General features: G+C 61.2%; 4 protein-coding genes and 3 pseudogenes. 2 read left to right on the top strand and 5 right to left on the bottom strand.

What is annotated here, in order from left to right:
• Positions 1–262: pseudogene (locus tag AC1DLB_RS18640) on the top strand (helix-turn-helix transcriptional regulator); the annotation flags it as partial.
• Positions 263–266: 4 nt separating this feature from the next.
• On the opposite strand, the gene AC1DLB_RS18635 reads toward AC1DLB_RS18640, so the two are convergent.
• Positions 267–632 (bottom strand): response regulator transcription factor, encoded by a 366-nt coding sequence (locus AC1DLB_RS18635; protein WP_477744008.1) that lies wholly within the window; start codon positions 630–632, stop codon positions 267–269.
• A 41-nt stretch (positions 633–673) separates the two neighbouring features.
• On the bottom strand, positions 674–1666 hold the full coding sequence (locus AC1DLB_RS18630) for a response regulator (RefSeq protein WP_477785414.1): 993 nt from the start codon (positions 1664–1666) through the stop codon (positions 674–676).
• Between the two features lie 353 nt (positions 1667–2019).
• On the opposite strand from AC1DLB_RS18630, the pseudogene AC1DLB_RS18625 reads away from it, so the two are divergent.
• Positions 2020–6938: pseudogene (locus AC1DLB_RS18625) on the top strand (trifunctional serine/threonine-protein kinase/ATP-binding protein/sensor histidine kinase).
• 57 nt (positions 6939–6995) lie between these two features.
• On the opposite strand, the gene AC1DLB_RS18620 reads toward AC1DLB_RS18625, so the two are convergent.
• The 3 genes and pseudogenes from AC1DLB_RS18620 to AC1DLB_RS18610 form a co-directional block, all read right to left on the bottom strand.
• Positions 6996–7496 (bottom strand): helix-turn-helix transcriptional regulator, encoded by a 501-nt coding sequence (locus AC1DLB_RS18620; RefSeq protein ID WP_018927751.1) that lies wholly within the window; start codon positions 7494–7496, stop codon positions 6996–6998.
• Between the two features lie 160 nt (positions 7497–7656).
• Positions 7657–7884: pseudogene (locus AC1DLB_RS18615) on the bottom strand (LysE family translocator); the annotation flags it as partial.
• Positions 7885–7916: 32 nt separating this feature from the next.
• Positions 7917–9182, bottom strand: coding sequence for a TIGR02270 family protein (locus tag AC1DLB_RS18610; RefSeq protein ID WP_477785415.1), 1266 nt, complete (start codon positions 9180–9182; stop codon positions 7917–7919).
• Positions 9183–9190 lie beyond the last annotated feature (8 nt).

Raw genomic sequence — 9190 nt, 5'->3', positions numbered from 1 at the left:
GTCACCGACGTACCTGACGCACTGGTTGCGCAAGGAAAACGGCAAGAACTTCACTGAGCTGGTGCTCGAGCGCAGGATGCACGCGGCACGCAATAATTAGCTCAATGTGACACGACCGGTGGGGGAGGTGGCGAGGTTGTGCGGTTTCGCTGACGAGGCTTATTTTTCGCGACGCTTCCGCCAGATCCACGGCCAGCCTCCAGGGCAATTCAGGCGTCAGCAACTCAATCCTGATACGCCGCAATCACCGTCCAACACGTGATTGTTCATTGCTCACGTTGCAGCGCAAACTCGACGGCGCTTAGCAAGGCATCGCCGTTGAAGGGTTTACGCAAGCATTCGATGGGCTCATAGCGGCTGGATTCGGCCAGTGTGGCTTCATCCCAGTGTGCCGACATGCAAATCACTGGAAACTTTCTGCCCTTGAGCGTCAGCGCGCGCATGACGTCCAGCCCTGACAGGCCGTTCATTTTCAGATCCAACAGCAGGCAGGCAACGTCATCGAAGTTTTCGAGGGCCAGGAATTCCTCGCCCGAGGCGAACACCCGAGAACGGTATCCGGCCGACCGGAGCAGATTGGCCAGGCTTTTGCGTACGGACGCATCGTCGTCCACGATGCAGACGATGATCATGGCGCTACGGGATGATTCGGGGGCGCAGCCAGTCTCCGTAGTCATGAAGAACCCTGCATGCCAAACGCTGGCTCCGTGCTGATCAAGCCATACAGCTTGACCAGATTGACCAGCGAGCGTGTCTGCATTTTCTCCATGATGTGTTTGCGATGGACCTTGGCGGTGACTTCACTGGTGCCCAGCTGGTTGGCGATGTGCTTGTTGGACAGACCCGCGACGATCAGCGGCAGCACTTCGCGCTCACGGGGGGTCAACAGGGCAGCCCTTTGACGGGCGCTTTGTATGCGTTGCCATTGCTCGAACGCCGTCGCTGCACGCTGACGGGTGGCGCGCAGGGTGTCCAACAACTGGTCGTCGTTGAATGGTTTGGTCAGGAATTCGACCGCACCTGCTTTCATGGCCTGCACCGACATCGAGATGGTGCCGAAACCGGTCATGAAAATGACCGGCCACGGATGCCCTCGCTGTCCGAGCGCCGATTGAAGTTCCAGGCCTGTCGTTTCGGGCAGACTGACGTCAAGCAACAGGCAAGCGGGGCCGGTGTCGAGGTCAGCGTTGAGCAATTCTTCGGCCGAGGCGAATATCCGGTGCGCGATGCCTTCAGCCCGCAGCAGTCGGCTGAGAGCTGTAYGCACGCTCGCTTCATCGTCGACGATGAACACCGGCACGCTGTCGGGATCGATCGTCTCCTGATCCTCTGGCGCCAAAGGGCCCGGTGCCACCGGATGGAACAGGGGCAGGGGCGGTTCACGTTTTTTCAATAATCGGTAACCTCGGCGCGGGACCGTCTGGATAAGTTCTTTTTCCCCGAGCAGCTTGCGCAGCGAGGAAATCTGCACCTGCAGATTGTTTTCCTCGACGACGGTGTCGGGCCAGACCTGTGTGATCAATTCATCTTTGCTGACAATCCGGCCATCGGCGTGCATCAGCACCGAGAGGATTTCGAACGCCCGGCCCCCGACACGCAGCGGCCGTCCATCAAGAAAGGCTTCGCGCCGCTCCAGGGAAATAGTGGCTTGGCCGAGTCGGATCATGCGTTCCTCTGCACTGCGTGGATGGAGAGTGACGCCGGAGCATCGATTCATCAGAGGTACACGCTAGGGGACGGCCCCGCATAATGCAATTATCCCGAGGGATAACACACCGTGATTTCAGTGCGCAAAAACCATCGGCAACGGGGCAGCAAGACAGCCATCATGGTGCCGATTACGGACAGGATTACCGGCATGCAGCCGTTGGGCCAGAGCCTTGCGTATACTCCAGGGCTCAGCCCGAAACGAATCTTCAGCGGTGATTGTTCATGTCCAGCCGTCCTCTCTCATCATCCGGTTCCCGCAGTCTTGAGGTCGTCCACGATGAAGCCTGGCTGGAACGCTGCACCTTCTCCATGCTGCGCCGGGAAAATGACCTGACCTGGTTCACGCTTCAGGACCGGCCGTCGGGCACACACTGGCTTGCCGCCCGGGCACCGATTCAGCTGCCCGCCACGTGCCAGCGGCTGGAGCGCGATTTTCATCTGCGCCTGGATCCGGCATGGGCGATTGCACCTGTCGCGTTTATCCGCTCGGCCGAGGGGCCCTTGTTGATCTATCCCGCGTCGGGGACGCCGCTGATGGATCTGATCGGTGACGCCGGGCTGCCGCTGGGGCGCTTGTTGGCCATTGCCGTGGCGGCGGCCAACGCGCTGGCCAGCGCGCAGAACGCGGGTGTGCGCCATGCCAGCCTGCTGCCCCACCACTTGATGGTGGAAACCGCCGATTCGGTCAGACTCCTGGGTTTTCACAGTCATGCCGCAGAGGCGCCCACCGCTGAGTTGCCCGGTCTGGAACAATGGCCGTACCTGGCGCCCGAACAGGTACGGCGCGATGCCGCCAGTTTTGACGCGCGCAGCGATATCTACGCCCTGACCGTAATCCTCTATCAAGCGCTGACCGGCCGACTGCCGCTCACCGCCCGCGACCCCTCGCAATGGCTGCACGTGCACGCCGCCGTGCAACCGCAATCACCGGCAATCCATGTTGCCGATCTGCCGGAAGGCATCTGCCAAGTGCTGCTCAAAGGCTTGGCGAAGGAACCGGGTGCCCGCTATCAGCGCGCAGAGTCGATGGCCGCGGATCTGGCCTGGTGCCAACAGCAGTGGCTGGAGCACGAGCGCATCGATGGGTTTCGGCTGGGCGCCTTCGATGCGTTGCCTTCTGCGRCCCGCGGTGATGTTCTGTTCGGCCGCGAGGCCGAACGCATGCAGTTGATCGAGCAGATAAGTCAGGTGCGCAGCGATGGCATCGCCCGGGTCCTGCTGGTCGGTGGCGCGCCGGGTGCCGGCAAGTCGACGCTGATCCACCAGGGTGTCCGGCCCTTGGCGCCCGGCTACTGGGCCAGCGGAAAGAGCAATCTGCTGCAGCAGGAAATGCGCCCGAGGCCGAGCTGGTCATCGGTGTCGCGCCTGAACTGCCGAACATGCCGGCCCGGCATGCGCTTGATCGCGCCAATCAAACGCTGCTCGATGTTTTGGAAGTCTTCGCTCAGCCGGGACGACCCCTGGTGCTATTCGTAGATGATGTGCAGTGGGCCGACGACTCGACGCTGTCGTTCTTGCAAGCCTTCATCGCCCGGCCGCCCCGGCATCTGGCGCTCATTCTGGCGTACCGTGAGGCCGAATCGCAGTCCCTCCAGCGTGAGGGTGGATTGCTGCAGGTGTTGGAGCATGGGCAATCGTTACCCTGTACAAGCGTCATGCTGGGTCCACTATCGGTGCCAGCAGTCGCGGAACTGATCGCCGCTGAACTGGACACCGACCCCGAGGCTATCGAGTCGCTCGCACCAGTCGTGCACTACAAGACGGCCGGCAACCCTCTTTTCATCAGCCAGGTGTTGCGCGCGTTGATCGATGAACGTCTGGTGTGCTTCGACGTGCACGGTCGCCGCTGGGTCTGGAACCAGGAGGAGGTGGATGGTTACCGTTATGCCGATAACGTCGCGGACTTGATGGTGCAGCGATTCGAACGGCTGGCACCGATGGAACGCGAAGTGTTGCGCACGGCCGGATATGTCGGCGGGCGCTGTGATGAATCGCTGCTGCACCGGTTGTTACCGTGTGATCAGCAACAGATCAACCGTGAAGTGCAAAGTCTGGTCGATGCCGGTTTTCTGTTGCGTGAGCGTGAGCAACTGGTGTTTCCCCACGACCGTGTACTTGAGGCAGCCTGTCAGCTTGCTGCGCCAGCGGGACGCGCCGCCGAGCATGCCCGTATCGCCGTCGCCATGCTTGATCAGTGGGGTGAGCAGATCCATGAGCGTGTATTTGAAGTCGCCAGCCAGGTTCAGCGTATTGACGTGGATAAACTGGAGGCGCATCGCCGTGCCGCGTTCGTCGAGCTGTTGGTCGAAGCTGCCGAACGTGCCAGGGACACCGCGGCTGTCGAGCAGGCCGTGGGCTATCTGCGCACGGCCGAGCGTCTGCTCGGGCAGACCGGTTGGTCGAGCCTTTACACTCAGGCGTTCGCCACCCAATGGCTGGCTGCCGAATGTGACATGCTGCTGGCCGATCTGGCCAGCGCCCAACGCCGCCTCGACGACTGCCTGAATCACGCCACCACAGCCCTCGACCGCGCGAAAACCTATCGGTTACGGGCCACCTTGCGCACGTTGCACTCCGATTACGAGGGTGCGATAACCGAGGCGTTGACCGGGTTGACCCTGCTGGATATTCCCCTGCAGCGCAAGCCCTCGCACGATCAGCTGAGCCTCGTGTTTGCCCAGGTACGCGCACTCGTGGGCGCGCGCCGCATCGCCGATCTGGTGCATTTGCCCAAGGCCGATGACCCGCTTGTCGAAGTGGCCATGGAGTTGCTCAGCACATTGATTTCCTCGTTCTTCATCAACGACGACATTCGTTTTCTGCATTTGGCGAAAATGGTCGAACTTACGTTGATGCATGGCACCACGCCGAGCAGCGGTTATGGGTTTGCCTGGTTTGGCGTGATGATTGCCGAGCGCTATGGCGAGTATGTGGACGGGCAGTCCTTCGCCGAAGTGGCCCTTGAACTCACTGACAAACACGGCTACGAAGCCGGACGCACAGGTACGCTGGTGGCGCTTGATCAAGTCAGCCCGTGGACCCGACCGATGGCGTACGCCCGACAGAAGGCGTTCGCAGCATTCGAGTGCGGTCAGGCCGGCGGTGATCTGGGTATGTCCTGTTATGCCTGCAACCACATCGGCTCCGATCTGTTGTTCATGGGCGAACCCTTACAACGAGTGTTGAGCGAACTGGAGCATGGCCTGGCCTGGGTGCGTCAGTTTCACTATATCGACATCGAACGCATCCTGCTGGCGCAACAGGCGTACGCCAGCGATCTGCGCGATGGGCGTCAGCACCGGCCGCTGACCGAACTGGACGGCACTGAACATGACCGTTTCGGCCCCATCGACCGCACCAGCGTGTCACAGCCGACTCTGTTCTGGACGTGGCTGTATTCAGGCATGTCCGCGTTTTACTACGGCGATATCCCTTACGCATTGCGGCGTTTCGAAGAGGCGGCCGCGCTGACCTGGTCCATTCCGGCACACATCAATCTCGCCGATTACTACCTGTTCTACAGCCTGGCTCTGGGCAGTGCGCAGGCACCGGGGGAGGTGGCCGAAAAACTGGAACAACTCGAACGGCAACGTCTGCGGTTTCTGTCATGGGTCGAGCTCAACCCGGCAACCTTTCGCAGTAAATTGCTGCTGATCGAAGGGGTCATCTCCCGTTTACGCGGTCAGGAGCTGGTTGCCATCCGCTGTTTTGATCAGTCCCAGATAGCTGCTGCAGCGGCCGGTTTCATCCACGAGCAGGCGCTGGCGCATGAACAGCTAGCCGATATCTGCTTACCTAACGGGCTGGTGTCGGGTGCCAATCACCACCTGCGCGTCGCGCGCGACTGTTACAACCTCTGGGGGGCCAACAGCAAGGCCCGCCAGCTGGAAGCCTTGCACCCGTTTCTGAGCGCAGAGTCGTCGTTCGAACCTGTCCGGCCTGTGACCCAGGTCCGCCTCGATCTTGAAGTGGGGATCGAGGCGGCGCGCGCACTTTCGCAAGAGGTATTGCTGGAACGACTGGTCGAAACCCTGATGAACCACCTGATGATTCAGGCGGGTGCCGATCATGGCGTTCTGATGATTGTCAGCGGCGCCGAGCTGCAACTCGCGGCAACCGCTTCTGTCGAGGCCGGCAACGTGCGGGTTGCGCTGGACACCGGGCAGCCGCTCGAACAGATGGCGCCTGCCTCGGTGCTCAACGCCAGCAAGCGCACCCGCAACACTCTGGTGCTCAACGATGCCCGGACAGATTGTCCCGAGGCCTACAGCGCCGACCTCCTACAGCGCCAGACGCGTTCCATGTTGTGCCTGCCGTTGCTCAGACAAGGCACATTGATCGGTCTGGTCTATCTCGAAAACAGCCTGGTCCCCAAGCTGTTCAGCGCCGAGCGCCTGACCATGCTGGAAATACTCGCCTCTCAGGCCGCCGTGTCACTGCATACCGCCAGGCTGTATGCACAGCTGGTCGAAGACACCCGACTGCGTGCGCAAATGGAAGCGGACTTGCGCAGTTCCCGGGCAGAACTGGCGCGTAGCTCGCACCTTAAAGTCATGGGCGAGTTGTCTGCTTCAATTGCCCATGAAATCAGCCAGCCGCTGCTGGGCATCTTGTCTAACGCCTCGGCGAGCCTGCGCTGGCTTAAGCGCGATCAGCCCGATCTGGAAGAGGCGATTCAGGGGCTGGAAGACATTCGCTCAGACAGCGCCCGCGCCGCCGATATTGTCCAGGCACTTCGCGCGCTCGCCAAACAGGCGCCGTTGCAACGGCTACCGGTGCAGATCGACGAGTTGATTGGTGAGGTCGTGCGCCTGACCGCCACCGATCTGGCGAACCGCAACGTGCAACTGCAAACCCGGCTTGATGCGCAATGCCCGGTTTGGGTCGATGCGGTGCAGATCCAGCAAGTGGTGTTCAACCTGATCACCAATGCGCAGGAAGCCATCGTCGGAGCCGGGTTGCCAGATGGACGCATCATCATCGGCTCAGCGGTCAAGGATGATCATGTTCAAGTCTGCTTCCAGGACAATGGGCCGGGAATTGACGCACCACAGCGCGAGCAAATCTTCGATGCGTTCTACACCACCAAAGGCAGCGGCATGGGGATGGGGSTGGCCATCTGCAGGTCAGTGATCGGTGCGCACGGCGGGACGCTGGTGGTCCAGGACAGCGAGCAGGGCGCCAGGATCTGTTTCAATCTGCCGATCGCGGCGGCCAGCGTCGGATAAAAAAAGGCCGCATGAGCGGCCAAAGGGGAGGAGTTCGTTCTGTTGGCCTCGATCAGTTCACGCGTGCAGCGCCTGCGCGCGAAGTTGTCGCAAGCCGTCGACCACGCTATCGGGGATTCTCCTGTCGGATATGTCTCGATCAATCATTGGTGTGTTGGGACGTCGGTTTGTGATCACGTGATCAACGGCCCGCCGCCAGGCCTTGGGTGTCATCCCTTCCAGCCGGCTAAAGGTGTGGGTGAAATGCGAGTGGTCCGCGAAACCGCATTCATAGACGACGTCGGTGATCGGCATCGAGGTGATCAGCAGGCTTTTGGCTTTTTCGATTTTCATCCTCACCAGCCAACCTTGGGGTGAGTGTCCGGTACTTTTTTTGAACGCCCGGGAAAAATGGCTGCGCGAAAGGTTGCAGTGTTCGGCAATCTCGCTGATGCGAACGCAACTGCCCATATCACGCAGCATCAGTTCCTTGGCGCGGCGCTCTTGCCAGCTGGACAGGGCGCCCAGCGGTCTCGCAAGTTCACATGGATGGTCTGAATTCACCGATTGCGGGTTCATGGCGGCTCTCCTGATCGTTAGGGAAAGTCTGTCCGCCGGCGACCTTTAAAGTCCTTAATCAAACCTTAAGAATTATGAAACGCCACGACCGATCGGCGTGGGTGATTAAAGCATACGAGGTGGGCGCGCGTAGGGTGCTCGGCGGGGCGAGTCCCTTGCTCTATTTTTGGCTGAGCGCCGCGATCGATACCCCCGATGCCACAAACGTCAGTCCTGCCCCCACGTTCAGACCATTCACAAGTCGTGGCCGATGGCGTAGAAAACCGGAAAGTGTAGTGGCGAAAGCGTCCATGAGCGCGAATCCAGCTGCCGTAAGTACAGCAAACCAAACGCCGTACACCAGCATCTGGATACTCACTGAGCCGCGGTGCGGGTCGACAAACTGCGGGCTTAGGGGCTGCATTCTATTTTGGCAAAACCTCAGAGGGGCCGAACGAGCGACGCTGGCTCCCCCAACAACATCTTTTGCCGCCAGGCGGGTGCGCTGGTGGGGAACAGCACTTCGTTCGGTCGCCAGCGAGCAACGCCGAAGGCGGCCGCAATACGCTGGCGTTGCTGGCCCTGGACAAGGGCGCGCCGGTAACTGCTCTCGCTCTGCTGTAGCCCCAGCACATAGCCCATGCCCGCCTGGAAATCGCCTCCATGGGCCCGCCACCAGGCGGCGATCAACTGCGGGTCGGGCCAGGGCAGGTTTTCATCGGGGTCCATGGCGACATCAGCGTCCTCAGGATCGTCGTTCGGGCCGGCATCGAAATYCGGCAGGTCCTGCAATTCCAAGTCGAGCAGCGCCAGGTCAGCGCCAGTGATCAGACTGAAGGCTTCGCCGGCGACGCGGGCATGAGACAGGTCGCTCATCTGCTGGATCAACCAGGGCACGCTGAACGGGTCGCCCAGCAGCCCGATGGCCTGGATGCCGATGCGCTGCTGCTCAGGGTGCTCTATCAATTGGCGTATCCAGGCGATGCTGTTTTCACGCTTTTGCCAGGCCAGCAATACGCAGAGCGCGCGGTACTGGAACTCGCCCGGTTGCTCGGCGAACTGGCGCAGCGGTTCCAGGGCGTGCTCATCGCCCATCTGGGCGGTGGCCCAGTTGGCCCAGAAGCGCGTGGCTGGATCCGGGTGTAGACGGTGGGCACGAATTGTTGGCATCAGGTCACGACGATGCAGCTCGCCGGCAGTGCGGGCGGCACGTGCCAGCACGCTTGGGTCGGCGTGGGAAAGTCCGGTAAGCAGGGCAGGGCCAGGGTCGTAGCGGTGCATGCCGCAGGCGGCCAGGCCGAGGCGGTGGAACAGAGGTTCAGGGGAGGCGAGCATGCGGTCGATCCAGGGCGATATCCATTCCCAGTCGAGCCAACCCAAGGCCATCAGATAACCGCGCTCTGTATCCACGGCACTGCGCAAGTGCTCGCTGAGCCGTGACAACACCTGCGCGTTACCCGCCTCGAAGGCCAGTACTGCACTGGCGAACATCTCGCCGATGGCGTGTGGGCCGAGTTGGGTCAGGAGGGTTTCCAGGCCGGTGGTGCCGGCGATTCGAAGGCCGTCGAGGTGGGCGTCGATGCGGCTGTCGAGCTTGCTGAGGTCATCCAGATCGTAATGCGGCGCGCGCTGGGCATAGTCGCGCAGGACGGCTAGGAAGCCGACTTCTTCGGCGTGTTGGTCGATGATGATGGGTAGGGATATCAAACTAAGCC

The sequence above is a fragment of the Pseudomonas sp. 05N434 genome (assembly GCF_056396965.1).
Note: the sequence above shows the minus strand (reverse complement) of the source record. Positions and strands in the feature narration are given on the sequence as shown.